This is a genomic window from Roseococcus sp. SDR (genome assembly GCF_019083995.1).
GTDB lineage: Bacteria > Pseudomonadota > Alphaproteobacteria > Acetobacterales > Acetobacteraceae > Roseococcus.
Genome location: NZ_JAHRCU010000033.1, coordinates 1 through 21,870 on the forward strand (window position 1 = coordinate 1; position 21,870 = coordinate 21,870).

The 21,870-nt window shown below is 70.3% G+C and carries 27 protein-coding genes and 1 pseudogene; 19 read left to right on the plus strand and 9 right to left on the minus strand.

Features of this window, described 5'->3' with window-relative positions; genetic code table 11:
- The 5 genes from KTR66_RS23020 to KTR66_RS23040 all read left to right on the plus strand — a co-directional run.
- Positions 1 to 239: hypothetical protein (locus KTR66_RS23020; RefSeq protein WP_213616900.1), on the plus strand; the 239-nt coding region annotated here is incomplete at its 5' end.
- Between the two features lie 2 nt (positions 240 to 241).
- Positions 242 to 1,276, plus strand: coding sequence for an ABC transporter permease (locus KTR66_RS23025; RefSeq protein WP_213616966.1), 1,035 nt, complete (start codon positions 242 to 244; stop codon positions 1,274 to 1,276).
- Positions 1,276 to 2,889 (plus strand): ABC transporter ATP-binding protein, encoded by a 1,614-nt coding sequence (locus tag KTR66_RS23030; RefSeq protein WP_213616902.1) that lies wholly within the window; start codon positions 1,276 to 1,278, stop codon positions 2,887 to 2,889. Before KTR66_RS23025 ends, KTR66_RS23030 begins: the two co-directional genes overlap by 1 nt.
- Positions 2,886 to 3,377, plus strand: a complete 492-nt coding sequence (locus tag KTR66_RS23035; RefSeq protein ID WP_249732382.1) for a hypothetical protein — start codon at positions 2,886 to 2,888, stop codon at positions 3,375 to 3,377. Before KTR66_RS23030 ends, KTR66_RS23035 begins: the two co-directional genes overlap by 4 nt.
- A complete protein-coding gene (locus KTR66_RS23040) occupies positions 3,377 to 4,309 on the plus strand; it encodes a glyoxylate/hydroxypyruvate reductase A (RefSeq protein ID WP_213616904.1) in 933 nt (310 codons plus the stop codon). Before KTR66_RS23035 ends, KTR66_RS23040 begins: the two co-directional genes overlap by 1 nt.
- A 38-nt stretch (positions 4,310 to 4,347) precedes the next feature.
- On the opposite strand, the gene KTR66_RS23045 is transcribed toward KTR66_RS23040, so the two are convergent.
- Positions 4,348 to 4,725, minus strand: a complete 378-nt coding sequence (locus KTR66_RS23045) for a MarR family transcriptional regulator (protein WP_213616906.1) — start codon at positions 4,723 to 4,725, stop codon at positions 4,348 to 4,350.
- A gap of 183 nt (positions 4,726 to 4,908) precedes the next feature.
- Positions 4,909 to 6,249: a M17 family metallopeptidase gene (locus KTR66_RS23050; protein ID WP_213616908.1), complete on the minus strand. Its 1,341-nt coding sequence runs from the start codon at positions 6,247 to 6,249 to the stop codon at positions 4,909 to 4,911.
- Positions 6,250 to 6,340: 91 nt separating this feature from the next.
- On the opposite strand from KTR66_RS23050, the gene hslV reads away from it, so the two are divergent.
- The gene (hslV, locus tag KTR66_RS23055; protein WP_213616910.1) at positions 6,341 to 6,898 is read left to right on the plus strand and encodes an ATP-dependent protease subunit HslV; all 558 of its coding nucleotides are present in this window, start codon (positions 6,341 to 6,343) and stop codon (positions 6,896 to 6,898) included.
- Complete coding sequence (hslU, locus tag KTR66_RS23060) at positions 6,898 to 8,232, plus strand: ATP-dependent protease ATPase subunit HslU (protein ID WP_305799154.1); 1,335 nt, start codon at positions 6,898 to 6,900, stop codon at positions 8,230 to 8,232. The genes hslV and hslU overlap by 1 nt, the downstream gene beginning before the upstream one ends.
- Before the next feature lie 46 nt (positions 8,233 to 8,278).
- On the opposite strand, the gene KTR66_RS23065 is transcribed toward hslU, so the two are convergent.
- On the minus strand, positions 8,279 to 9,400 hold the full coding sequence (locus KTR66_RS23065; RefSeq protein ID WP_213616912.1) for a transporter substrate-binding domain-containing protein: 1,122 nt from the start codon (positions 9,398 to 9,400) through the stop codon (positions 8,279 to 8,281).
- A 2-nt stretch (positions 9,401 to 9,402) separates the two neighbouring features.
- Entirely contained in the window at positions 9,403 to 10,251 is an 849-nt protein-coding gene (locus KTR66_RS23070) for a DUF4189 domain-containing protein (RefSeq protein WP_213616914.1), read from the minus strand.
- A gap of 235 nt (positions 10,252 to 10,486) precedes the next feature.
- Here KTR66_RS23070 and KTR66_RS25360 point away from each other — a divergent pair.
- The 7 genes and pseudogenes from KTR66_RS25360 to KTR66_RS23100 all read left to right on the plus strand — a co-directional run.
- Positions 10,487 to 10,663, plus strand: a pseudogene (locus KTR66_RS25360) (LysR family transcriptional regulator); the annotation flags it as partial.
- Between the two features lie 34 nt (positions 10,664 to 10,697).
- The gene (locus KTR66_RS23075) at positions 10,698 to 11,492 is read left to right on the plus strand and encodes a substrate-binding domain-containing protein (RefSeq protein WP_249732383.1); all 795 of its coding nucleotides are present in this window, start codon (positions 10,698 to 10,700) and stop codon (positions 11,490 to 11,492) included.
- A 77-nt stretch (positions 11,493 to 11,569) separates the two neighbouring features.
- Positions 11,570 to 12,652: a TRAP transporter substrate-binding protein gene (locus KTR66_RS23080; protein WP_213616918.1), complete on the plus strand. Its 1,083-nt coding sequence runs from the start codon at positions 11,570 to 11,572 to the stop codon at positions 12,650 to 12,652.
- Between the two features lie 21 nt (positions 12,653 to 12,673).
- Complete coding sequence (locus KTR66_RS23085; protein WP_213616919.1) at positions 12,674 to 13,192, plus strand: NUDIX hydrolase; 519 nt, start codon at positions 12,674 to 12,676, stop codon at positions 13,190 to 13,192.
- Complete coding sequence (locus KTR66_RS23090; RefSeq protein WP_213616921.1) at positions 13,189 to 13,629, plus strand: hypothetical protein; 441 nt, start codon at positions 13,189 to 13,191, stop codon at positions 13,627 to 13,629. Before KTR66_RS23085 ends, KTR66_RS23090 begins: the two co-directional genes overlap by 4 nt.
- 47 nt (positions 13,630 to 13,676) lie before the next feature.
- Positions 13,677 to 13,964, plus strand: coding sequence for a hypothetical protein (locus KTR66_RS23095; RefSeq protein ID WP_213616923.1), 288 nt, complete (start codon positions 13,677 to 13,679; stop codon positions 13,962 to 13,964).
- Between the two features lies 1 nt (position 13,965).
- Entirely contained in the window at positions 13,966 to 14,595 is a 630-nt protein-coding gene (locus KTR66_RS23100; protein ID WP_213616925.1) for an ankyrin repeat domain-containing protein, read from the plus strand.
- 9 nt (positions 14,596 to 14,604) lie between these two features.
- Here KTR66_RS23100 and KTR66_RS23105 read toward each other — a convergent pair whose 3' ends face one another.
- The 5 genes from KTR66_RS23105 to KTR66_RS23125 all read right to left on the minus strand — a co-directional run bounded on the left by KTR66_RS23105 (position 14,605) and on the right by KTR66_RS23125 (position 17,642).
- The gene (locus KTR66_RS23105; RefSeq protein WP_213616927.1) at positions 14,605 to 15,231 is read right to left on the minus strand and encodes a glutathione S-transferase N-terminal domain-containing protein; all 627 of its coding nucleotides are present in this window, start codon (positions 15,229 to 15,231) and stop codon (positions 14,605 to 14,607) included.
- Positions 15,232 to 15,253: 22 nt separating this feature from the next.
- A complete protein-coding gene (locus KTR66_RS23110; protein ID WP_213616929.1) occupies positions 15,254 to 16,222 on the minus strand; it encodes a tripartite tricarboxylate transporter substrate binding protein in 969 nt (322 codons plus the stop codon).
- An 84-nt stretch (positions 16,223 to 16,306) separates the two neighbouring features.
- Positions 16,307 to 16,663, minus strand: coding sequence for a Rieske (2Fe-2S) protein (locus KTR66_RS23115; protein WP_213616930.1), 357 nt, complete (start codon positions 16,661 to 16,663; stop codon positions 16,307 to 16,309).
- The gene (locus KTR66_RS23120; protein ID WP_213616932.1) at positions 16,660 to 17,217 is read right to left on the minus strand and encodes an HXXEE domain-containing protein; all 558 of its coding nucleotides are present in this window, start codon (positions 17,215 to 17,217) and stop codon (positions 16,660 to 16,662) included. Before KTR66_RS23120 ends, KTR66_RS23115 begins: the two co-directional genes overlap by 4 nt.
- Complete coding sequence (locus tag KTR66_RS23125) at positions 17,214 to 17,642, minus strand: EVE domain-containing protein (RefSeq protein ID WP_213616934.1); 429 nt, start codon at positions 17,640 to 17,642, stop codon at positions 17,214 to 17,216. The genes KTR66_RS23120 and KTR66_RS23125 overlap by 4 nt, the downstream gene beginning before the upstream one ends.
- 161 nt (positions 17,643 to 17,803) lie before the next feature.
- Here KTR66_RS23125 and KTR66_RS23130 point away from each other — a divergent pair, with 161 nt between their 5' ends.
- From KTR66_RS23130 to KTR66_RS23150, 5 genes are read left to right on the plus strand one after another with little or no spacing between them, the layout of a single operon-like run.
- Positions 17,804 to 18,601, plus strand: a complete 798-nt coding sequence (locus tag KTR66_RS23130; protein WP_371819198.1) for a heme ABC transporter permease — start codon at positions 17,804 to 17,806, stop codon at positions 18,599 to 18,601.
- Positions 18,598 to 18,738: a heme exporter protein CcmD gene (gene ccmD, locus KTR66_RS23135; RefSeq protein WP_213616938.1), complete on the plus strand. Its 141-nt coding sequence runs from the start codon at positions 18,598 to 18,600 to the stop codon at positions 18,736 to 18,738. The genes KTR66_RS23130 and ccmD overlap by 4 nt, the downstream gene beginning before the upstream one ends.
- On the plus strand, positions 18,735 to 19,259 hold the full coding sequence (gene ccmE / locus KTR66_RS23140) for a cytochrome c maturation protein CcmE (protein ID WP_213616940.1): 525 nt from the start codon (positions 18,735 to 18,737) through the stop codon (positions 19,257 to 19,259). Before ccmD ends, ccmE begins: the two co-directional genes overlap by 4 nt.
- Positions 19,256 to 21,226 carry a heme lyase CcmF/NrfE family subunit gene (locus KTR66_RS23145; protein ID WP_213616942.1) on the plus strand — a complete coding sequence of 657 codons (1,971 nt, stop codon included), beginning with the start codon at positions 19,256 to 19,258 and terminating at the stop codon, positions 21,224 to 21,226. The genes ccmE and KTR66_RS23145 overlap by 4 nt, the downstream gene beginning before the upstream one ends.
- On the plus strand, positions 21,223 to 21,813 hold the full coding sequence (locus KTR66_RS23150) for a DsbE family thiol:disulfide interchange protein (protein ID WP_213616944.1): 591 nt from the start codon (positions 21,223 to 21,225) through the stop codon (positions 21,811 to 21,813). Before KTR66_RS23145 ends, KTR66_RS23150 begins: the two co-directional genes overlap by 4 nt.
- Positions 21,814 to 21,870 lie beyond the last annotated feature (57 nt).

Sequence of the window (21,870 nt, forward strand, 5' to 3'; positions counted from 1 at the left end):
GGGACGGACTGGCGGCAAGCGACAATCCCGCGGCTTCAGACGCGGTGCGCCAACTCGTCGAACGGGTGGTCATCCATCCGACGAAACCCTACAAGCCACCCCGCATCATCGTGGAAGGACGCCTCGCAAACATGGTCGCCCTCGCTCAGCCCGGGCTGACACCCAAGGCAGCCAAGGCCATCGAGCACACCTCACGACAAACAGTGAAAGAAAGACCGGGGGGCAAAGCCCCTCAATGACCTTGTCCCCCCTCACCCGCCGCCGCATCGCCAATTTCCGCGCGAACCGCCGCGGCATGATCTCGCTGTACATCTTCGGCGCGCTGTTTTTCCTTACGCTCTTCGCGGAGTTGCTGGCCAATGACCGCCCCCTGGTGGCGCGGGTGGATGGCAACTGGTTCTTCCCCGTCGCCGTCGAATATGCCGAGAGCGACATCGTGCCCGAGGGCCTGCCGACACAGGCCGATTGGCACGATCCGGAATTCATGCGGGACGTGCAGGCGCGCGGCTGGGTGGTCTGGCCACCGATCCGCTACAGCCATGCGACGGTGGTGCGCGATCTGGGCCAGCCCGCGCCCTCGCCGCCCTCCTGGCGCAACTGGCTCGGCACGGATGACCAGGCGCGGGATGTGCTGGCGCGGGTGATCTATGGCTTCCGGATTTCCGTTCTGTTCGGCTTCACGCTGACGATCGCGGCCTCGATCATCGGCATCGCGGCCGGCGCGGTGCAGGGCTATTACGGCGGCTGGACGGACCTGCTCTTCCAGCGCTTCATCGAGATCTGGTCCGGCATGCCGCAGCTCTTCCTGCTGATCATCCTGGGCTCGGTGATCGAGCCGAGCTTCTGGACGCTGCTGGTGTTTCTGCTGCTGTTTTCCTGGATGGGGCTGGTGGGCGTGGTCCGCGCGGAATTCCTGCGGGGTCGGAATCTTGATTATGTGCGGGCGGCACGGGCGCTGGGGGTTTCGGACAGCCGGCTGATGTTCCGCCACATCCTGCCCAATGCGATGGTGGCGACGCTGACCTTCCTGCCCTTCATCCTCTCAGGCTCGGTGACGGTGCTCTCGACGCTGGACTTCCTGGGCTTCGGCCTGCCGCCCGGCTCGGCCTCGCTCGGCGAGCTGCTGAGCCAGGGCAAGAACAACCTCCAGGCACCCTGGCTCGCCTTCACTGGCTTCGTGGTGCTGGGCGGCGTGCTGACCTTGCTGATCTTCATCGGGGAAGCGGTGCGGGATGCGTTCGACCCGCGGAAACTGCCCGGCGGGAGCATGGGCTGATGGAAAAGACGCCCCTCCTCGCCGTCGAGAACCTCGCCGTCGCCTTTCGCGGCAAGCGCGTGGTCAGCGGCGTCTCCTTCTCCGTGCACACCGGCGAGACGGTGGCGCTGGTGGGCGAAAGCGGCTCCGGCAAGTCGGTCACGGCGCTCTCCATCCTGCGGCTGCTGGCCAATACGGGCAGCAATCCGGAAGGCCGCATCACGCTGGATGGCACGGAGGTGCTGACGGCGAATGAGGGCACGCTGCAACGCCTGCGCGGCGGCGTGGCCGGCATGGTCTTCCAGGAGCCGATGACCTCGCTCAACCCGCTGCACACCATCGGGCGCCAAGTGGGCGAGGCGATCACGCTGCACCGCCCGCTGCGCGGCGAGGTGCTGCGCCAGGCCGTGATCGAGACGCTGAAGCGCGCCGGCCTGCCCAATGCGGAGGAGCGCCTGGGCGCCTATCCGCACCAGATGTCGGGCGGGCAGCGCCAGCGCGTGATGATCGGCGCCGCACTCGCCAATGAGCCCAAGCTGCTCATCGCCGATGAGCCGACGACGGCGCTGGATGTGACCATCCAGGCGCAGATCCTGGAATTGCTGGCCGATCTGAAGCGCCGCCTCGGCATGGCCATGCTGCTCATCACGCACGATCTGCAGATCGTCCGCCGCCATGCCGACCGCGTGGTGGTGATGAAGGATGGCGCGGTGGTGGAGCAAGGGCCGGTGGCCGAGGTCTTCGCCCATCCGCAGCACGCCTATACCCGCATGCTGCTGGCGACCGAGCCGCGCGGCCGCCCCGCACCGGTCGCGCCCGATGCGCCCGAAGTTCTGCAAGGCCAGGATGTGCGCGTGCATTTCCCCATCCGGCGCGGGCTGCTGCGCTGCGTCGTCTCCCATGTGAAGGCGGTGGATGGCGTGGATGTGTCGCTGCGCGAGGGCGAGACGCTGGGCCTGGTGGGCGAGAGCGGCAGCGGCAAGACCACGCTGGGCCTCGCACTGATCCGCATGGAGAGCAGCACGGGCAGCATCCGCTTCGAGGGGCGCGACATCCAGCCCCTCTCCCGCGCCGAGCTCCGCCCGCTGCGGGCGCGCATGCAGATCGTCTTCCAGGACCCTTATGGCTCGCTTTCACCGCGCATGAATGCGGGCGAGATCATCGGCGAGGGGCTGGCGGTCCACGAGCCCGGACTGCGCGAAGCGGAGCGCGCCAGCCGCGTCGCCCAGGCGCTGGAGGAGGTGGGGCTCGAGGCCGGCATGGCCGAGCGCTACCCGCATGAATTCTCCGGCGGCCAGCGCCAGCGCATCGCCATCGCGCGCGCCCTGGTGCTCAAGCCGCGCCTCGTCGTGCTGGACGAGCCAACTTCGGCGCTGGACGTTTCCGTGCAGGCGCAGGTGGTGGAGCTGCTGCGCGGGCTGCAGCAGAAGCACCGCCTCGCCTACCTCTTCATCAGCCATGACCTGCGCGTGGTGCGCGCCATGGCGCATCGCATCATCGTGATGAAAGGGGGCCGCATCGTGGAAGCGGGCGAGGCCGAGGCCCTTACGCAAAACCCGCGCGAGCCCTATACGCGCGCCCTGATGGCCGCCGCCTTCGAGCTGCGCGCGGCCGAGGGGAACGGAACGAGTTGAGCGCAACCACCGACGAGACCGCGGCCCACCCTTGGGCCGGCCAGGAGCGCCAGAAGCTCCAGGCGCTGATGGATATCGAGCTGGTGAAGCTCGGCATCCACATCCGCAAGATGAATTCGCCCGGCAGCCCGGTCTATCGCTATGCCGAGAACATCATCCCGGCCGGCCTGATTCTCACCTCCTCCTTCCTCGCCACCGCGCTGATCCATTTCTACGTGGGTGCCGTCGTGCTCGCGATCGGCTGCTGGTGGTGGCTCGCCAAGGTGCAGCCGAAGATCAAGGAGGATGTGTTCATGCGGACCGCCGCCTATGTCCTCCAGGCGGACCTCAACTTCGACGTGATGTGGGCCCGCGGCGTGCTGAGCCTCTACGCCAAGCTGCCCGACGGCACGGAGCGCGTGGCGACGCGCCGCGACGATTGGCGTGCCTATGTGCGCAGCTTTCATGGGCTGGAGGGCGTGAACCTCCCCGAACAAGGACCCGGCTGATGGCCATTCTTCTCTCCACCAAGGCCAATGCCATGCACGACTGGCGCGATGCGCTGCTGGCCGAGGACCCGACGCTCGATATCCGCCTCTTCCCCGATGCGGGCGACCCGAAGGACATCGAGGCCGCGGTCTGCTGGACGCAGCACGACATGGCGGAGCTGCGGCGCTATCCGAATCTCAAGCTCGTCGTCTCCATGGGCGCCGGCGTGGACCATCTGCTGCGCCCGCCGGGCCCGCCGCCGGGCATCCCCGTGGCGCGCCTCAAGGATGAGCGGCTGACCAGCGGCATGACCGAATGGGTGCTGCTGAACGTGCTGCGCTTCCACCGGCAGGATCTGGAATACCGCGCGCAGCAGGCCGCCCGCATCTGGGACGAGCTGCCCGCGCCGGACACGGCCAAGCGCCGCATCGGCATGCTGGGCCTGGGCCAGCTCGGCAACGCCTCCGCGCAGGCGCTGCGGGGCCTGGGTTTCCCGGTGATGGGCTGGACGCGCAATCCGCGCCAGGTGGAGGGCGTGACCTGCTTCTCCGGCCCCGATGGCTTGGAGGCGATGTTGCGCCAGACGGACATCCTGGTCTGTCTGCTGCCGCTGACGCCCGAGACGCGCGGCGTGATCAACGCGAAGACGCTGGGCTTCCTGCCGCGCGGCGCCTTCGTCATCAACGCCGCGCGCGGCGGACATCTGGTGGCGGAGGACCTGCTGGCGGCGCTGGATTCCGGCCATGTGGCGGCCGCCGCGCTCGACGTCTTCGAGCCCGAGCCGCTGCCGGCGGAACATCGCTTCTGGACGCACCCCAAGGTGCTGGTCTGGCCGCATGCCTCGGCCATCACCATCCCCTCCAGTGCGGCGCCGCAGGTCGTGGAGAACCTGCGTCGCGCGCGAGAGGGGCGGCCGCTCATCAACCTGGTGGATTTCAGCGCCGGCTACTGAGCCGGCCGCAGCCTCAGGCGTTGAAATCCCCGCGAGGCTTACGCCTCGACCGATTCCACCGCCGGAATCTCGGCCACCACACCCTCGGCCTCGGCCATGGTCTGGCGCAGCTCACGCAGGAAGACCGTGCCCTTCAGGGTGCGCTGCACCAGCACGCTGCGGCGGTCCATCGGGTCCACCTTGCGGCGGGCGAGATCCAGCTCGCCCAGGCGATCCAGCGCGCGCGTGATGGCGGGCTTCGACACGTTGAGGTTCTGCGCCAGCCCGCGCACCGTATGCGGCCCGGGGCTGAGATAGACCGAGAGGAAGACGCCCAGCTGGCGCGCCGAAAGGTCCGGCCCATCGCGGCGGACCAGCGCGACCGTCGTATCCCGCAGGATGCCGATGAGCTGGTCAGGATTGATCTGGACAGACATCGCGACTTTCCTTCAGGCGCCGATGGTCTGGGCGCCGCCTTGGCTCACCCCGCACCCGGCGCGCGAGGTGTAACAACTCTCTGACAAATCATATTGGGTGCGTCAGGATTATGAGTAGGCCCGATTTCTCCCGGGATTGCAAGAAATTCATTTTCTCGCTGATTTTTTAAGTTTTTCCGTGAGTTAGGCGACGGGAAAATCCAGGAAGCGCGCGAGGCCGGCCAAGGCGGCGCGCATGCCGGTGGCCTCGCCCCCCTCAGGCCGGCCGGGCCGGGTCGCATCATTCCAGGCATAGAGGTCGAGATGCGCCCAGGGCGTGCCCTCCGGCACGAAGCGGCGCAGGAAGAGCGCCGCGATGATGGCGCCGGCCATCGGCTTGGACGCGACGTTGTTGAGATCGGCGATGGGGCTTTCCAGCCAGTTCGCATAGCCATCATGCAGCGGCAGCCGCCAGAGCGGATCGCCCACCGCCTGCCCGCCGGCCAGCAGCGCCCCGGCCAGGGCGTCGTCATTGCTGAACAGCGCGGGCAGGTCGGGGCCGAGCGCCACGCGCGCGGCACCCGTCAGGGTTGCACCATTGAGGATCAGGCTTGGCTGCTGCTCGCCCGCGAAGGTCAGAAGATCCGCCAGCACCAGGCGGCCCTCGGCGTCGGTGTTGCCGATCTCGACCGTCAGCCCCTGGCGCGTGCGGATCACGTCCAGCGGGCGGAAGGCCTCGCCGCTGACGCTGTTCTCGACCGCGCCGATGAGCAGCAGAAGCCGGATGGGGGCCTTCTGCGCCATCAGCGCCTCGGCCAGCGCCAGCATCACGGCGGCGCCGCCCATGTCCTTCTTCATCCGCAGCATCGCACTCGACGGCTTGAGGTCGAGCCCGCCCGTGTCGAAGCAGACGCCCTTGCCGCAGAGCGCCACCAGCGGCGCATCCGCCGCGCCCCATTCCAGCACGGCGATGCGCGGTGCGCGGGGGCTCCCTTGGCCGACCGCCTGCACCGCGGGGAAGCCCTGGCGCAACTCCTCGCCCTCGATCACGCGGAAGCGCGCGCCGTGCTGCGCCGCGACTTCGCCGACAGCCGCGACCAGCTCGGCCGGGCCAAGATGGTTGGCCGGCGTGTTGATGAGATCACGCCCGCGGCAGATGGCAGCGGCCACGGCCTGCGCCGATTCGCTGCCCGCCGGCGCCACCAGCCGCGCCGGCGCACGCTTGCCCGGCTTGAAGCGGGTGTAGCGATAGGCGCCCAACGCCCAGCCCAGCGCCGCCGCAGCGCCATCCCCGCCGACCAGGCGCCAGATGGTGCCTTCAGGCAGACCATGGGGCAGGGCACCATAGCCCTCGGCATTGCGCGGGGCGCCGAACAGCGCGCCCGCCACGCCGCTTTCGCCCGGCAGCAGCGCGATCTCACCGGGCTTGCCCGCGAAGCCGGCCGCACGCGCAAAAGCCGCGCCGGGCAGCGCCTCCCAGCTCTCGGGCGTCACCACATGCAGCGGTAGCGCGTCAGGGGCGTCGTTCAAGAGGCTGGGCAGCATGCGAATCTCCTTGGATGCGAGAGGTTGGGATCAGACATGCATCCCGGCAAGCCGCATTGCCGAAGCCACCCGGACGGGCCACATGCGGCGCATGACAAACCAAACGCATGATCCGCTGGGGTGGCACGGCACGACCATCCTTTGCGTCCGCCGCAACGGGCGCGTGGCCATGGCCGGCGATGGCCAGGTCTCGCTCGGCCAGACGGTGGTGAAGGGCAATGCCCGCAAGGTGCGCCGCATCGCCCAGGGCCGCGTGCTCGCGGGCTTCGCCGGCGCCACCGCCGATGCCTTCACGCTGCTCGAACGCCTGGAGGCCAAGCTCGAACGCTTCCCCGACCAGCTGGAGCGCGCCTGCGTGGAGCTCGCGAAGGATTGGCGGACCGACCGCTATTTGCGCCGGCTCGAGGCGCTGCTGGCCGTGGCCGACAAGGACCGCTCGCTGCTGCTGACCGGCCAGGGCGACGTGCTGGAGCCGGAGGACGCCATCATCGGCATCGGCTCGGGCGGCAATTACGCGCTAGCCGCGGCGCGCGCGCTGCTCACCGTCGAGGGTGTGGAAGCGGAGGAGATCGCGCGGCGTTCCATGGCCATCGCGGCCGGCATCTGCGTCTACACCAATGGCAACTTCATCCTGGAGACGCTGGGTTGATGAGCGACGTGACCGCCCCCGAGATGGTGAATCTCTCCCCGCGCGAGATCGTCAGCGAGCTCGACCGCTTCATCATCGGCCAGAATGACGCGAAGCGCGCGGTGGCCATCGCGCTGCGCAACCGCTGGCGGCGCCAGCAGCTGCCGGAGAGCTGGCAGGAAGAGGTGGTGCCGAAGAACATCCTGATGATCGGCCCCACCGGCTGCGGCAAGACCGAGATCGCCCGCCGCCTCGCGCGCCTTGCCAATGCGCCCTTCCTGAAGGTCGAGGCCACGAAGTTCACCGAGGTCGGCTATGTCGGTCGCGACGTGGAGCAGATCGTGCGCGACCTGGTGGAGGCCGCGATCGTCCAGGCCCGCGATGCCGCGCGGAAGGGCGTGCGCGCCAAGGCCGAACTGGCGGCGGAAGAGGCGCTGGTGACGGCGCTGGTGGGCGAAGGTGCCGCCGGCGAAACGCGCCAGAAGTTCCGCAAGATGCTCCGCGAAGGCCAGCTCGAGACGCGCGAGATCGAGGTGCAGGTGAGCGAGCCGCAGGGCCAGCCCATCGGCATGATGGACATGCCCGGCATGCCCCCCGGCCAGATGCAGAACATGCAGGAGATGCTGGGCAAGATGTTCGGCGGCCGCCCCAAGCCCCGCCGCATGACCGTCGCCGCCGCGCGCGAGGCGCTGACGCGCGAGGAGGCGGACAAGCTCTTGGACAATGAGGCGGTGACGCGCAGCGCCGTGCTGAACGCCGAGAACAACGGCATTGTCTTCCTGGATGAGATCGACAAGATCGCCCGCAGCAGCGAGGGCGGCGTGCGCGGCGGCGACGTCTCCCGCGAGGGCGTGCAGCGCGACCTGCTGCCGCTGATCGAAGGCACGACGGTGAACACGCGCCATGGCCCGGTGCGGACGGACTTCATCCTCTTCATCGCATCCGGCGCCTTCCACCTCTCCAAGCCCAGCGACCTGCTGCCCGAACTCCAGGGCCGCCTGCCGATCCGCGTCGAGCTGAAGGCGCTGACGCGCGAGGATTTCCGCCGCATCCTGACCGAGCCCGAGCATTCGCTGCTCAAGCAGGCCAGCGCGCTGATCAAGACCGAGGGCGTGGAGCTGGAATTCGACGAGGGTGCGGTGGATGCGCTGGCCGACCTCGCCGCCGAGATCAACGCGACGGTCGAGAATATCGGCGCGCGGCGGCTCGCCACCGTGATCGAGCGCCTGCTGGAGGAGATCAGCTTCACCGCGAGCGACCGGCGGGGCGAGACCATCACGGTCACCGCGCCGATGGTGCGCGAGCGCGTGGCGAACCTCGCCGCCAGCGCGGACCTGTCGCGCTACATCCTGTAGGGCGGGAGCGGCGCCGCCGGAGGGTGATCCGGCGGCGCGCGGCGCATCACCGCGTCGGGAAGCTGTACATCAGCCCGCCGCGCGTCCATTGGTCGTTCAGGCCGCGATCCATGCCGAATACGGAGGCGCGGCCCAGGTTGCGCTCGAAGATCTCGCCGTAATTGCCGACGCTGCCGATCACCCGGGCGCCCCAATCGTCCGGCAGGCGCAACGGGCGGCCGAGGCCGGGCAGCACGCCCAGCATCTGCCGCACGCGCGGATCCGCATGGCCGAGATTCTCGGCGATATTGGCGGAGGACACGCCCAGATACTCGGCGCCGAGCAGCAGATGCGTCACCCAGAAGACCAGCCCGCGCCACTCGTCGTCACCCGCATGCACGAAGGGGGCGAGCGGCTCGCGCGAGATCACCTCGGCCAGCACCAGCCACTGATCGGGCGCGCGGAAATCGGTGACGCGGCGGGAGGCGAGGGCGCCGCCATCGGCGGCGAAGGCGTGGCAGGTGCCCGCCTCCATGGCAGTGACGATCTCAGCCGGCGTGTCGAAGCGGCGGATCGTGAGGTTCAGGCCGTGCCGGCTGTCGAAGCTCTCGATGTTCGCGCCGGCCGTGCCCGGCCCTGCGGCGCCGGCCCAGCAGACCGTCCGGCCGCCAAGCTGCCGCGGGGAGGTGACGTTGAGCGCGCGCGGCACCAGGAAGCCCATGCCGTCGTAGAAGATGACGGCGGTGGGCGTCACCGGCCGGCCCGCATCACGGGTGAGGGTGACGGTCGCGTTGCGGGCGAGCACATCGATGCGCCGCGCGGCCAGGGCATCCAGCCCGGCTTCCACCGTGGCCTGCGTGACGAAGCGGACCTTCGTGGCATCGCCCAGGGCCGCCGCGGCGACAGCCCGGCAGAAATCCGCATCCAGCCCGCGCATCACGCCGGCCGGATCGGGGGCGGAGAAGCCGGCCAGGCCACCATTCACGCCACATAGCAGGTGGCCGCGCTGGCGCACCGCGTCGAGCGTCGTCGCGGGCCGCGCCTGCTGGCGATTCTGCCCGGCCTGCGGCGCGCCCTGCGCCCAGGCCGGTGTGGGAAGCGGGGCGGCAAGCAGGGCAGCGAGGCCGAGGCCCGCGAGCAGATGGCGCATGACGGTGGTCCTCTCGGTCTTGGAATTCGTGTGGCTCATGATCAGCACCCCCCGGCCACGATCCGGCATTGGACGCCCGGCCCCTCCGCCCGGCGGCAGGCCTGCAGGGCCTCGGCCTCGGCGGCCTGCCGGTTCGCTCCGCGCCCCGTGGTGGCGAGGTTGAGGACCTGGGTCGAGAGGTCGGACGTCATGACCATGGCGCGGGGGTGGCGGCTGATCGCCATGGCGATGGCGCCGCACTGGTTCACCAGCTCGCCCTGGAACTTGCACGGCACCTGGCCGGCCAGGGTCTGACAGATGCGCACCGCGGCCATGTTCACCGCCAGGCGATCCGTGTTGCCATTGGCGAAGCCATAGGCCGCGACAGGCTGGTCGGTCACATACATGGCACCGAAGCGGGTGCCGGGCGGCAGGGTGGCGGCGGCCTGTTGGCCGACCTCGATGCCCTGACCGGAGAGGCAGCGCTGCACGCATTGGTTTTGCCCGGCAGCGGGCTGGGAAGCGCAGGCGGCGCGACAGGAGGCCTCATTGCCGCCACCCGCGGCCGCGACCTGCGCCGCGGCGCCCGTCACCGCCTGGAAACAGGGGCCGCCGTGATGCGGCGTCGGTGCCGCCGCGCCGCAGCGCAGGAAGGCGATCGCCGCGAAACGCTCGGAGGGCAGCCTGGCACGATACTGGGCGCCATCGGCGCAGCGGAAATCCCAGAAGGCGTTGCGCTGGCCGTCCATCCCCGCATGAAAGGCCAGGATCACGCTGTTGCATTGATCCCCGCGCGAGCGGACCGCCTCATGCAGGGCCTGCCGCCGCTCCGTGTCCGAGCGCGCCTGCAAGGCATCATGCGTGGGGTTGCCGGTCTGCGCTTGGGCGGCGGCGCCGAGCAGAAGCGCCAAGCCCAGTCCGAGCCAGACAGGGTGCGAAACCCATCCTTTCCACCGCATGCGCGTGCCTCCTCAAAACCCGATGCTGAACCGGCCGACACCTTCCCGCAATGGGATTCGCCCGCGCAACGGCTAACTCGCCCCGGCGGCGCGCCAACCCCCGGCCAGCCTTGCCAAAGAGCCTTAAGGGGGCGGAGGCTTCCTGCCATCATCCCGGAAGCTCAATTTTTCGTTGCAGGAAACGCATATGTTGGAGGGAAGGGACCTCCGGATCATCGTCACCATCGCGGAGCATGGATCCCTGGTGAAGGCGAGCCGTGTGCTGGGCCTCTCGCAGCCCGGCCTCACGCGCAGCCTGGCGCAGATCGAGGAGCGCCTGGGCGCCACGCTCTTCGACCGCTCGCGCCGGGCCATGGAGCCGACCGATACCGGCCGCGCCATCCTGGCCCAGGGGCAGGATGGCGCGGCTAGACGCGCTCGCCGCCACGGTGGAGGCGCTGCGCGGCACGCAGTCGCGGACGCTCACCATCGCCTCCGCCTCCATGCCGCTGGATTGCGTGGTGGTGCCGGCCGTCGCCGCCAGCCTCGACCTCGCGCGGGAGACGCGGATCCAGATCATCGCCACCGATTTCGCCGAGGCCTTCCGCCTGCTGGAGGAGCGCCGCGCCGACCTCGCGGTGGGCGAGATCACCGAATTGCCCTCGGCCGGTGAATTCGAGGTGATCCCCCTGCGGCGGCATGCCGTGCTGACCTGGGTGCGGCCTGGCCACCCGCTGCTGGCGCTCGGCCGGCCGGCGCGGGAGGCGGATCTGCTGCGCCATCCGCTCTGCCTGGGCACACGGATCGCGGGGCGCTACGCCGCCCTGATGGGCCGGGCGCCGGGCGCGGCGAGCAGCTTCCATCCGATGATGGGCACCACGGCGCATCTCAACCTCGCCCTCGCCGCGCAATCCGATGCCTGCACGCTGGCCCCGGCCGGAACGGCGCGGCTGTTCCATGAGACGGGCCGTCTTGTGCCGCTTGACTACGAGACCGCCTGGCCCGCGGCCAATTTCGGCATCGTCTGGCTGAAGCGGCGGCGGCTGGACGCGGTGGCGCGACGCATCGTCGAACGCATGCAGGCGGCGGATGAGGCGGCGTTTCTCTACAGCCAGTCCCTGCCGGCCGCGCTGCGGGCGGGGCAGGCCGAGGGCTATGCCGTGGCCGGGTCGCGCCATGCGCCCGCCGCCCCCGACGCACCGCCCGGCCCCTGACCGGCTTCGCGCTTCCCCCGCGCGCGGCTCTGCGTTATGCGCATCTCACCAGTTCTTCATCTTCGGAGGCAAACGTCATGAATCGTCGTCTCGTCCTCGGCACGGCCGCGATGGCCGCCCCGGCGGCGCTCGCCACGCCCGCCCTCGCCCAGGCCAATCCGGAAATCCGCTGGCGTTGCCAGTCGAGCTTCCCGCGCAACCTCGACGTGCTGTTCGGCACGCCGGAGCGCATCGCGAACCGCGTGGCGGCGCTGACCGAGAACCGCTTCCGCATCCAGGTCTTCCCGGCCGGTGAAATCGTCCCGGGCCTGCAGGTGCTGGACGCGGTGCAGGCCGGCACCATCGATTGCGGCCACACCGCCTCCTACTGGTATATCGGCAAGGAGCCGGGCTTCGCCTTCTTCACGGCCATCCCCTTCGGCCTGAACACCCGGCAGATGACCGCCTGGATGCGCCATGGCGGCGGTCAGCAATTCGCCGACCAGCTCTTCGCCGAATACAACATCGTGGGCCTGCCGGCCGGCGACACGGGCGCGCAGATGGGCGGCTGGTTCCGCCAGGAAATCCGCACGCAGCAGGATGTGCAGGGCCTGAAGTTCCGCATCTCCGGCCTCGCGGGGCAGGTGTTCCAGCGCATGGGCGCCAACCCCACCCTGGTGGCCCCGGCCGACATCTACCCGGCGCTGGAGCGCGGCACGATCGACGCGACCGAGTTCGTGGGCCCGCATGACGATGAGCGCCTGGGCTTCTTCCGCGTCGCGCGCTTCTACTACGCGCCGGGCTTCTTCGAGCCCTCCGCCCGCCTCACCTTCATGAGCAACAAGCGCCAGTACGACGCACTGCCGCAGCTCTACAAGGACGCGCTCGCCATCGCCTGCGCCGAGGCGGATAGCGAGATGGTCAGCCGCTACGACCACCTGAACCCGATCGCGCTGCGCCGCCTCGTCGCGCAGGGCACGCAGCTGCGCTTCTACTCGCGCGAGATCCTGCAGCTCGCCTGGCGCTCGAACGAGGCGCTGATGGCCGACCTCGCCGGGCAGAACGCGCGCTTCCGGACGATCTGGGAGAACTACCGCCCCTATCGCTCCGAGCTGTTCCAGTGGTTCCGCGTGGCCGAGAACAGCTACGACAACTTCGCCTTCGCGGCCTCCGCGGGCTAAGTCAGGGGGCGGCGGGCGAGCATGTCCAACTTCGTCCGCCGCGTCCCCGAGGGCGAGGACCGCGAGCGCCTGGTCTGCGGCGATTGCGGCTTCATCGCCTACGAGAACCCGAAGATCGTCGTCGGCAGCGTGGTGTCGGAGGGCGGGCGCATCCTGCTCTGCCGCCGCGCCATCGAGCCGCGCCGCGGCTACTGGACCCTGCCCGCCGGCTACATGGAACTGGGTGAGACCACCGAGGAAGGGGCGAAGCGCGAGGCCTGGGAAGAGGCCCGCGCGCGGCTTGAACTCGATGGGGTGCTGGCCATCTATTCCATTGCGCGAATCGGGCAGGTGCAGATCATCTACAAAGCCCGCTTGGCAGAACCGGGCTTCGCGCCCGGCCCAGAGAGCCTCGACGTGCGGTTTTTCGCCTGGGAGGAGATCCCGTGGGACGATTTGGCTTTCCCGTCCGTGCACTGGTCGCTCAAGGCCTGGAAAGCGGGCGGACCCGGGATCGCCGGCAATCCACCGCAGGACCCGCGCGGGGTCGCGGGGCTGTGACACCCCTTCTCGGCCTCGCCATCGCCGGGCTGCTCGTCCTGCCTGCCCCCGCGCAGACCTCCCCCAGCCCGGCCACGACGCCGCAGGCCGCGGCCCCCGCGCCGCGGGCCGAGGCGCCGCCCCGCCCACGCCCCCGCGACCCGCGGGACCGCGCCTTCATGGATGGCGGCATCGCCCTCACGCCCGGCTTTTCGGGCAGCCTGCTCGGCCAGGGCATGCCCTCCGTGCCCCAGGCGCAGCTGGCGCCGCGGCCCAATCTCGACATAGAGGCGCGGCCGGTGGCGCCGTCGCAATCGCCGACGCTCACCCCCACCATGATCCATCCGCGCGTGCCGAGCCGCAGCGCGGCCACGGATCCGGCGCCGACCCACCCGGACCAGCGGCTGCTGCAGACGCCCGCCCCGGGGGCCCGCCTCAACGTGCCCCTGACCTGGTAGCGCGGAGCCCCTCGCCTCCGGCCCTCCCCTCGGCTATGGCTAATGCGATGAGCGAACAGATCCCTCCGGCCTCCGTCCCGTTCGGGGCCACCATCTTCACCGACGGCCTGCTCGACGCTTCGGTGCAGCATGGCGTGGTGCGGCTGACGCTCGGGCGCCTGGGCGCCGACAACAAGCCGGTTCCGGCGGGGATGCTGGTCATTCCGCTGGTGCAGCTGGGCGGGCTGACCCAGGGCCTGGGCCGGCTGATGCAGCAGATCGAGGCGAAGATCAAAGAGGCGGCGCCCGCCGCCCCCGAGACCCCGCCGGACAGTTTTACCTTCGGAGGGCGCTGAGATGACCCGCACCCCTGCTCTGCTTCTCGCGGGCGTCCTGTTGCTGCCGGCCCTGCCGGCCGCTTCCCAGGGCATGCTCGGCTCCAGCCGCACCACGGCGCCGCCGGTCACCGCTGCGCCCCGCGAGCCGCCGCCGGCCCTGCCCGGCGTGGCCGCGCGCCGCGGCCTGGCGCCCATCCCGGCCGAGACGCCGCCCGCCTCCATGAACCCCAATGATGCGCTGTTCGACGGCATCAACCGTGGCGACATCGCAACCGTGCGGGACGCGGTGGCGCGCGGCGCCGATGTGAACGCGCGCAACGCGCTGGGCCTGACCGCGGTGGATTCCGCGATCGACCAGGGCCGGCCGGAGATCATGTTCTACGTGCTCTCGGTGCGCGGCACGGCCGGCTATGCGCCGCCCCCGCCCGACACCATCCCGCTGCGCGGCCCGCCCGTGCGCACCCGCACGCCGCCGCCGACGCGCGAGGCGCGTGAGACGGCGGTGCAGCCGGTGAACGCCACGCCGCGCCTGCCGCAGCTCTGGCAGGCCAATGGCGGCGCGCCGCAGCCCTCGATCGGCTTCCTCGGCTTCGATGCCGGCACGCCGGCCGGCGCGCGGCCGCCGCATGCGGAGCGGCGCGGGCGGTAAGGCCCGAGCCTAGACCACCTTCTCGGTGATGGTCTGTGGCACCGGCACGGTCGCCGCGAAGGAGGGCCGCGCCTCCAGCCGCGCGCTCATCGCGGCGAGGTTGGGGTATTGCCCCGCCCAGTCGAATTCCGGGAAGCGCACCGCGAGGTAGCGCAGCGCCGTGCCCGCCGCGATATCGGCCAGGCCGAAGCGGTTGCCGACCAGGAAGCCATCCTCCGCGCGTTCCGCCAGGGCCCGCACGCCGCCCTCCACCTTGCGGCGCTGGCGGGCGATCCATTCCTCGCTGGGGGCGGCACGCATCCGCTCGAAGAAGAGCAGCACCACCGCATCGCAGACGCCATCCGCGAGGACCTCCACCTGCCGCGCCGCGAGGATCGCCTCCGGGTCGTCGGGCAGGAGGCGGGGGGTGGGGTGCTTCACCTCCAGCCATTCCAGGATGAAGCGGCTCTCATAAATGCCGGTGCCGTCGGGCTGCACCAGCACGGGCAGCTTCTCCAGCGGGTTATAGGCGGGCGTCGCCGTGGTGCCGTGCCAGGGCACCTCCGTCTGGAGCGTGAAGGGGATGCCCTTCTCCAGCAGCGCGATGCGCACCTTGCGCGCATAGGGCGAGGGGGTGGCGCTGATCAGCGTGTACATGCGCCGCCCCCGCCCTTCCCGCTCAGTTCAGATAGGCGCCGGTGGCCTGCACCACTTCACCCCAGGCGGCGCGCTCGCGGCGCTGCAACTCGGCCAGCGCCTCGGGCGTCGAGGGCTCGGGCACGGCACCCTGCAGGCGCAGCACCTCGATGAATTGCGGCTGGGCCATCGCCTCGCGCACCGCCTGGTTCAGGCGGGTGATGACCGGCGCGGGCGTGCGGGCCGGCGCGTAGATCGCCTTCCAGAGGCCGGCATCCAGCGTGCCGCCCAGCTCCAGGATGGTGGGCGCATCGGGATAGAGCGGCACGCGCTGCTTGGCGGCGACGGCCAGCACACGCAACTGCCCGGCGCGCCAGGCGCCCTCGGCGCCGCCGGCCGGCAGGGCCATGCAATCCACCTGGCTCGCGATGATGGCCTGCATGCCCGGCGCCTGGCCGGTGAAGGGCACGTGCAGCATTTCCACCTGCTGTTGGCGCAGCACGCGCTCCATCGCGAGATGCGAGGTGGAAGCGACCCCCCAGCTCGCAAAGCTGATCGCGCCGGGGCGCGCCTTGGCGGCGGCCATCAGCGCGCGGAAGTCGCGGATATTGGGCTGGGAGGGGCCGCTGATGAAGGCGAAGGGCACGTTGGCGACGAAGCTGATCGGCGCGAAATCGCGGTCCGGGTCGTATTGCAGCGCGCGCATCGCGGTGGGCAGGATCGCCTGGGTGTCCACGATCCCCATCCAGAGGGTGTGGCCATCGGGCGCCGAGCGCGCGGCCGCCGTGCCGCCCACGCTGCCGCCGGCGCCGACGCGGTTCTCGACCACGACGGAGACGCCCAGGATGGGCGTCAGCGACGCCGCCATGGCGCGGCTCACCACATCGTTCAGCCCGCCGGGCGGGAAGCCCGAGATGATGCGGATGGTGCGGTCGGGGAAGGCGAGCGCAGGGCTGGCCAGCGCCACGGCGGCGCCGGTGCCGAGCAGGGCGCGGCGGGTGATCATGGACATGCAGGGATTTCCCTCTCTAGGGGACCGGTATTTCCTCGGCGCGCAACCTAGCGCGCCCATTCGTCCGGTCAAACCCCCGGTGGATCAGATTCCCGCATCCGGGGGCACGCGCACCTCGCCTTCGATGATGCGCACCTCCACCGCCTCCAGCACATCGCCCATGCAGGGGCCGGAGACGCATTCCCCATCCTCGATGCGGAAGCGCGCGCCATGCGCGGCGCAGACGATCATCTCCTTCTTGCGGTCGAGGAAACGATCCGGCACCGGCTCCAGCGGCAGGCCGATATGCGGGCAGGAATTGACGTAGACCAGCACGCGCGCGCCACGGCGGATGGCGAAGAGGCCGGTGAAGCCGCCGGGCGGCGCCGCGAAGCCCCGCGCCTCGCCATCCGGGATGTCCTCGATGCGGCAGAGGACGCGCCAATCGGCCGTCTCGGTCATGTGGAGCGGCGCGTCACGTGCAGCACGATGATGGCGTGCAGCGCGAGGATGAAGAGCAAGGCGCCCAGATGCTCGACGAAGCCCACCCCGGGCTGGCCGGAGACGAGGATGAGCGTCGCGAGGCCCGCCGGCAGAAACAGCAGCACGGCGCTGACGAGGCCGGGATTATACGCCTTCAGCTTGACCGCGGCCACGATATGCGTGCCCGCATTGACCACCATGAGATACGCCGCGAGCAGCCCCCAGCCCGGGTGATGCGTGGCCGCGAGCAGCAGCGCCACCGCATTCACGATCCAGACGCCGCCGATGTTGATGACGGCGACGGCGGTGGGCGTCAGCGCCTCCTTGCCGCCGGCCAGGCGCTGATTCACGAAGAGGCGGAAGCGGTCGCCCACATGCTCTTCCAGTTGGTGCATCATGTAGAGCGGCTGCGCGAGGAACACCCAGAGCAGCCAGGGCGGCATCACCACCTGCTGCACGGGCGCCATGGCCAGCAGCAGGGGCGCGCCGATCAGGGCGCCGATCAGCCAATGGTCACGCAGCATGCGGATCATGCGCCGGCCATCTCCAGGATCACCGCCGCATGCTCGGGCGCGATGGGCATGACGGAGAGGCGCGACTGGCGGATCAGGCCGATGCCTTCCAGCCGCGGCTCGGCCTTGATGGCGGCGAGTGGCACGGGCTGCGGCAGCTTCGAGACCGTCTTCACATCCACGCAGACCCAACGGCCGGTCTCATCGGTCGGGTCGGGATAGGCGGTCCGGACGACTTCGACGATGCCTACCACCTCCTTGCCGATATTGGAGTGGTAGAAGAAGACGCGATCCCCCAGCTGCATGGCGCGGAGGACATTGGCCGCCTGGGCGTTGCGCACGCCGGTCCAGGGCTCGACGCCATTGGCCACCTGCTGGTCCCAGCCGAAGACATCGGGCTCGGACTTCACCAGGAAAGCGGGCGGGCGGGACTTCGTTTTGGCCATGGGATTCTTCGCGACGACATGTGGCGTTCCGGCCAAGGCTTCGCATATCTGACACGAACGCGCCAATGGGGCGCAAATCATTGCGCTGGGATAACTTTTGGCTGGCGGATGCATCGCGCGGGGCGCTTCAATCCCGGGGCGCATCTGCCTATGGTGGGGATGTGGAAAACGCTGGTTCAAATCCGCGGTCGTCAGGCTCGCTGCATCGCTTCGCCAATCCGGGCCGCTTCCTGCGGCTGACGGACAACTGGCTGCCCTGGCTCTCCTGGGCGGCGCTGATCGTGCTCGGCACCGGCATCGTCTGGGGGCTGTGGCTCGCGCCGCGCGACTGGCAGCAGGGCGAGACGGTGCGGATCATGTTCGTCCATGTGCCGATGGCCTGGCTGGCCATGGGCGGCTACATGGGCCTGGCCATCCTTTCGCTCATGTCGCTGATCTGGCGGCATCCGCTGGCGGATCTGACGGCGCGCGAGTTGTCGCCGATCGGCGCCGCCGTCACCGCGCTCTGCCTGCTGACGGGCAGCCTCTGGGGCAAGCCCATGTGGGGCACCTGGTGGGTCTGGGATGCGCGGCTCACCTCCGTGCTGGTGCTGTTCTTCCTCTGGCTCGGCCATGCCGCGCTGGTGCGCGCCTTCGACGACCCCGAGCGCGGCGCGCGCATGGGCGCGATCCTCGCGCTGGTGGGCGTGGTGAACGTGCCCATCGTGAAGTTCAGCGTGGACTGGTGGAACACGCTGCACCAGCCGGCTTCCGTGACGCGGCTCGACGCGCCGGGGATGCATGTGGACATCCTCTACCCGCTGCTCTGGTGCACGCTGGGCTTCACGCTCGCCTTCATGGCGGTGACGCTGGCGGCCACGCGCGCGGCCGTGATGGAGCGGCGCGTGCGGGCGCTGCAGATGGCCGCGGCACGGCGCGCGGATGCGCCGGGCGGCGCCATGCGGAGCGTGGAGGCATGAGCCTTTCCACCCATTGGATCCACGTCCTGGCAAGCTGGGGCGCGGTACTCTCCGTCTTCGCCGCCCTCGCCCTCTCCGCCCTGTCGCGCCATCGCGCGGCCAAGCGGCAACTTGCCCAACTGGAACGGCAGAAATGACGCGCAAGAAGCGCCGGCTCTACATCCTCCTGCTCTGCGCCATCGGCCTTGGCAGCGCCACAGCGCTGACGCTGACGGCCTTCCAGGACAATCTCGTCTTCTTCCGCTCGCCATCGGACATCGTGCGCGAGACGCCGCCGCCCGGCAGGGCCTTCCGCCTGGGGGGCCTGGTGGAGGAGGGCAGCGTGCAGCGCCAGGGCGAATACCAGGGCCGCCCCGCCATCCGCTTCCGCGTGACCGATGGCGCGCATGCCATCCCCGTCGTCTTCACGGGCGTCCTGCCCGACCTGTTCCGCGAGGGCCAGGGCGTGGTCACGCAGGGCATGATGGGCGAAGACGGCACCTTCCGCGCGCGCGAGGTGCTGGCCCGCCATGACGAGACCTACATGCCGCCCGAGGTGGCCGATGCGCTGAAGCGCTCGGGCCATTGGAACCCGGCGCAGGGCGCGGCACCTCCGGCCGCCAACTGGAACACGCTGGATCCGCAGCGCCCGCCGGCTGGGCAGAGGAGCGGCTCATGATCCCCGAACTCGGCCATTTCGCGCTGATCCTGGCGGCGATGCTCGCCATCACGCAGTCCTTCCTGCCGCTCTGGGGCGCACAGCGCGGCGATGTGCGGCTGATGGCATCGGGCGCGCCGCTCGCCGTCGCCGGCTTCATCGCCATCGGCATCAGCTTCGCCGCCCTCATCTGGGCCTATGCGACGAATGACACCACCGTGGTGAACGTCGTCGCCAACAGCCACTCCGCGAAACCCATGCTGTTCAAGATCACCGGCACCTGGGGCAACCATGAGGGCTCGATGATCCTCTGGGTGCTGGTGCTGGCGGGCTGCTCGGCGGCCGTGGCCGGCTTCGGCGGCTCGTTGCCCTCCGCCTTGCAGGCGCGGGTGCAGGCGGTGATGGGGATGATCTCGCTGGGCTTCCTCGCCTTCATCCTCTTCACCTCGAACCCCTTCGAGCGCATCTGGCCGCCGCCGCCGGATGGCCAGGGGCTGAACCCGCTGCTCCAGGATATCGGCCTCGCGATCCATCCGCCGCTGCTCTACCTCGGCTATGTCGGCTACGCGGTGACCTTCGCGTTTGCCGTCGCCGCGCTGATCGAGGGCCGCGTGGACGCCGCCTGGGGGCGCTGGGTGCGGCCCTGGAGCCTCGCCGCCTGGTCCTTCCTCACCATGGGCATCTCCATCGGCTCCTGGTGGGCCTATTACGAGCTGGGCTGGGGCGGCTACTGGTTCTGGGACCCCGTCGAGAACGCCTCGCTGCTGCCCTGGCTCGCCGGCACCGCGCTGCTGCATTCGGCCATCGTGGTGGAGAAGCGCGAGGCGCTGAAGGTCTGGACGGTGCTGCTGGCGCTGCTGGCCTTCGCGCTTTCGCTGCTCGGCACCTTCCTGGTGCGCTCGGGCGTGCTGAACTCGGTCCATTCCTTCGCCTCCGACCCGGCGCGCGGCATCTTCATCCTCTGCCTGCTCGGCATCTATGTCGCGGGCGCCTTCGCGCTGTTTGCCTGGCGCGCGCCGGCCATGGCGCCGGCCGGCTTCTTCGCGCCCATCTCGCGCGAGGGCGGGATCGTGCTGAACAACCTGCTGCTGTGCTCGATCACGGCGGTGGTCTTCGTCGGCACGCTCTATCCGCTGTTCCTGGACCTGCTGACCGGGCAGATGATCTCGGTGGGCCCGCCCTTCTTCAACGCGGCGACGGCGCCGCTCGCCCTGCCGCTGGTGATGGCGATGGCGGTCGGGCCCATGCTGGCCTGGAAGCGCGCCGCGCTCTGGCCCGTGCTGCAGCGGCTCTGGTGGGCGGCCTGCGTGGCGCTGCTGGCCTTCATCCTGACGCTGGCGCTGGCCGGCTGGCATGTGCTGAGCGCGCTCGGCTTCGCCTGCGCCTTCTGGCTGCTGGCCGGCGCGGTGGCCGACATCGCGGACCGCGCGGGGGTGGGGCGCACCAGCCTGCGCAATGCCTGGAACCGCGCGCGCAACCTGCCGCGCGCGGCCTGGGGTGCCGCCATCTCGCATGCGGGCGTGGGCGTCACCATCCTCGGCATCTCCGGCATGGGGCTCGCCACCGAGAAGCTGGTGGCGGTGCCGCCCGGCGGCTCGACGACATTCGCCGGGTATGAATGGCGGCTGGAGGGCGTGCGCGATTTCGTCGGCCCCAACTTCACCGCGCGCAAGGCCACCATCACCGTGCTGCGCGACGGGCGCGTGGTGCATGTGATGGAGCCCTCCAAGCGCTACTTCCCGATCGGCCGCACCAACACGACCGAGGCCGCGATCCGCACCTCGCCGGCGGGCGACCTCTATGCCGTGCTGGGCGAGGAGCGTGATGGCGAGGCGGTGCTGCGCCTGCACAACAATCCGCTGGCGCCCTGGATCTGGCTCGGCGCGGGCATTATGGCCCTCGGCGCGGCCTTCTCGCTCAGCGACCGGCGCATTCGCATCGCCGCGCCCGCGCGGCGCCGCAAGGATGAGGCGGAGGCGGCCGCATGAGCGAGGTGATGACGCCGGCGCCCAAGCCGTCGCGCCGCAAGCTGCTGCTCTTCGCGCCGCTGGGCGTGGCCGCCGCGGCTGGCGTGGGCTTCTGGGCCATGCTGCGCGGCCTGCAGGATGGCAGCTTCAACCCGCGCGGCGTGCCTTCGGCGCTGCTGGGCAAGCCGCCGCCGGAATTCACGCTGCCGGCGCTGGAAAGCTCCGGCCTGCCGGCCTTGTCCTCCGCCGATTTCCGCGGCCTGCCCGGCCCGGTGGTCGTGAATTTCTGGGCCAGCTGGTGCGCGCCCTGCATCATCGAGCATCCGCATCTCATGGCCTTGCAGCGCCAGGGCGTGGCGCTCTGGGGCGTGAACTACAAGGACCGCCCGCGCGAGGCGCAGGCCTTCCTGACGCGCCATGGCAATCCCTTCGCGCGGCTGGGCGTGGATGAGCCCGGCCGCGTCTCCATCGACTGGGGCGTCTATGGCGTGCCGGAGACCTACATCCTGGACCGCGGCGGCATCATCCGCTGGCGCTTCGCCGGGCCCCTGACGCCCGAGCTGATGAGCCAGGATGTGCTGCCCTTGCTGGCCCGTCTGAGAGCATGAGTTTTTTTGACGCCCTCAGGCGCCGGGCGCGCGCTTGGCTTCGCCGCGCGGCGGGCG

Coding starts and splice junctions, on each gene's coding strand:
- KTR66_RS23030 (WP_213616902.1), top strand. CDS start 1,276: ATGGAAAAGACGCCCCTCCTCGCCGTCGAGAACCTCGCCGTCGCCTTT.
- KTR66_RS23040 (WP_213616904.1), top strand. CDS start 3,377: ATGGCCATTCTTCTCTCCACCAAGGCCAATGCCATGCACGACTGGCGC.
- KTR66_RS23045 (WP_213616906.1), bottom strand. CDS start 4,725: ATGTCTGTCCAGATCAATCCTGACCAGCTCATCGGCATCCTGCGGGAT.
- KTR66_RS23050 (WP_213616908.1), bottom strand. CDS start 6,249: ATGCTGCCCAGCCTCTTGAACGACGCCCCTGACGCGCTACCGCTGCAT.
- hslV (WP_213616910.1), top strand. CDS start 6,341: ATGACAAACCAAACGCATGATCCGCTGGGGTGGCACGGCACGACCATC.
- hslU (WP_305799154.1), top strand. CDS start 6,898: ATGAGCGACGTGACCGCCCCCGAGATGGTGAATCTCTCCCCGCGCGAG.
- KTR66_RS23065 (WP_213616912.1), bottom strand. CDS start 9,400: ATGAGCCACACGAATTCCAAGACCGAGAGGACCACCGTCATGCGCCAT.
- KTR66_RS23075 (WP_249732383.1), top strand. CDS start 10,698: ATGGCGCGGCTAGACGCGCTCGCCGCCACGGTGGAGGCGCTGCGCGGC.
- KTR66_RS23080 (WP_213616918.1), top strand. CDS start 11,570: ATGAATCGTCGTCTCGTCCTCGGCACGGCCGCGATGGCCGCCCCGGCG.
- KTR66_RS23085 (WP_213616919.1), top strand. CDS start 12,674: ATGTCCAACTTCGTCCGCCGCGTCCCCGAGGGCGAGGACCGCGAGCGC.
- KTR66_RS23095 (WP_213616923.1), top strand. CDS start 13,677: ATGAGCGAACAGATCCCTCCGGCCTCCGTCCCGTTCGGGGCCACCATC.
- KTR66_RS23100 (WP_213616925.1), top strand. CDS start 13,966: ATGACCCGCACCCCTGCTCTGCTTCTCGCGGGCGTCCTGTTGCTGCCG.
- KTR66_RS23105 (WP_213616927.1), bottom strand. CDS start 15,231: ATGTACACGCTGATCAGCGCCACCCCCTCGCCCTATGCGCGCAAGGTG.
- KTR66_RS23110 (WP_213616929.1), bottom strand. CDS start 16,222: ATGTCCATGATCACCCGCCGCGCCCTGCTCGGCACCGGCGCCGCCGTG.
- KTR66_RS23115 (WP_213616930.1), bottom strand. CDS start 16,663: ATGACCGAGACGGCCGATTGGCGCGTCCTCTGCCGCATCGAGGACATC.
- KTR66_RS23120 (WP_213616932.1), bottom strand. CDS start 17,217: ATGATCCGCATGCTGCGTGACCATTGGCTGATCGGCGCCCTGATCGGC.
- KTR66_RS23125 (WP_213616934.1), bottom strand. CDS start 17,642: ATGGCCAAAACGAAGTCCCGCCCGCCCGCTTTCCTGGTGAAGTCCGAG.
- ccmD (WP_213616938.1), top strand. CDS start 18,598: ATGAGCCTTTCCACCCATTGGATCCACGTCCTGGCAAGCTGGGGCGCG.
- ccmE (WP_213616940.1), top strand. CDS start 18,735: ATGACGCGCAAGAAGCGCCGGCTCTACATCCTCCTGCTCTGCGCCATC.
- KTR66_RS23145 (WP_213616942.1), top strand. CDS start 19,256: ATGATCCCCGAACTCGGCCATTTCGCGCTGATCCTGGCGGCGATGCTC.
- KTR66_RS23150 (WP_213616944.1), top strand. CDS start 21,223: ATGAGCGAGGTGATGACGCCGGCGCCCAAGCCGTCGCGCCGCAAGCTG.